This is a genomic window from Arthrobacter sp. AOP36-C1-22 (assembly GCF_052377515.1).
Lineage (GTDB): Bacteria > Actinomycetota > Actinomycetes > Actinomycetales > Micrococcaceae > Arthrobacter_H.
This window is the reverse complement of record NZ_JBQSWW010000057.1, coordinates 1-1,672: the sequence shown is the minus strand read 5'-3', so window position 1 is coordinate 1,672 and position 1,672 is coordinate 1. Positions and strand designations below refer to the sequence as shown.

At 61.7% G+C, this 1,672-nt stretch carries 1 protein-coding gene; it reads left to right on the top strand.

Annotated elements, in window-relative coordinates; genetic code table 11:
* Window positions 1-111 precede the first annotated feature (111 nt).
* A complete protein-coding gene (locus tag ACT3S6_RS15845) occupies window positions 112-1,557 on the top strand; it encodes an integrase core domain-containing protein (protein WP_444555771.1) in 1,446 nt (481 codons plus the stop codon).
* Window positions 1,558-1,672: the final 115 nt, after the last annotated feature.

The window sequence follows — 1,672 nt, the reverse complement described above, 5'->3', positions numbered from 1 at the left end:
GTGTCCTGTCTCAACGCATCGTGGACACACGATCTCATGACATCGTGGACACGCTGTCTCACCACATCGTAGACACTGGCCCGTGCTCAGTGCGCTGGGACAGTCGATGGCATGACCAACGTACTTTCGCCCAGCACACGGGCTGCGATCATCAACTACGACCCGGCCCAGCCCCACTCCCTGACGGTGAGCGATTTCTGCAAATCGCTGAAGGTCTCCCGGAGCGTGTTCTACAAGATCCGCGGCCGTGCCGCCACCGAATCAACGGCCGCTCTGCATCCCCAGTCCCGGGCGCCGAAACAGCCCGCTCGGCGGTACGGTACGGCGGTGGTCAATGAGCTCGTCAGGATCCGAAAACAGCTCAAATCCGACGGGTGGGACTACGGGCCACTTACGATCTATTACGAGGCCACCATCCAGGACGCCTTCCCCGGCGGGAAGGTCCCCTCAGTGGCGACCATCGCCAGGCTCCTGGCCAGCGTCGGACATGTCGAGCGCTCTCCACGCAAACGTCCGAAATCCTCCTACATCCCCTTCGTGCGGGCCACCGCGATGGCGCTGTGGCAGCTCGATGCTTTCGAGTTCCGGCTGGCCAACGGGCCCAAGGTGACGGTGTACCAGCTCCTTGACGACGCGACCCGTTACGACGTGGGTACCTGGGCATACCAACGGGAGGAAAACAGCGCCGACGCCCAACACGTCCTCGCCAAGGCCATCGCCGCGCACGGAGCTCCGCAAGAGGTCTTAAGCGACAATTCGTTGGCGTTCAACCAACTGCGCCAGGGCAAGATCGGAGCCGTGGAAATCTACCTGGCCTCAAAGGGCACCATGCCGATCAGTGGCCTGCCGGGCAAGCCCACGACCCAGGGTAAGAATGAACGCTCGCATCAAACCCTGCAGCGGTTTCTCCTAGCCAACCGGCCCGGGACACTGGAGCAACTGCGCGAAAGGATCGCCCGATATAGACAGCACTATAACCATCGTCGGCCGCACCAGTCCCTGAACCAATCCACCCCAGACACCGCGTGGGAACTGCTCGTCCATACGCCGGCGACGGAGCCGTTGGCGCTGGCGGTGCTCGAGAGCAAGGCCGCCGAGTACCGCCGGGTGCGCAGGCTCAGGCAGCTCGAGCTCGGGCGCGCCACGGTGACCATGTCCAAGTCCGGGAAGATCATCGATAACGACATCCTCGGTGGTAATGAGCAGGCACCGCAGGCTGTCAACCAGGTGCTCGTAGACGTCACCGCGGACAACCGGCAGGTCTACTATCAGGGATACCACGTGTCGTTGCCGACGACGTTCGCCGGACGCCGGTTCCAAAGAACGATCACCGAGAATGAATTCCTGCTCTCAGATCCCGACACCAGTGAAATCGTGTTCTCGTTCCCGTTGCCCATGATCGCATTACACGTGCGCGGGCGCTACGTTGCCTCCTACGCGATCCAGGGCGTGCAACTGTCCCATTCAACGAAGCAATGGGCGCGGAAACAAGCCGCTTACCGCGGGCAGTTCGCCGAACGTCAACGACAGGTGCCGGAGGTCTTCAACCGCGGCTAGGTTCAAGACCCACATGGCTCGTAGTGAGCGCTGGTAGCTGTGCACGAAGCCATGAGATCCGCTGTCCACGAAGTGAAGAGATTTGGTGTCCACGATGTTGCGAGATTACACACCG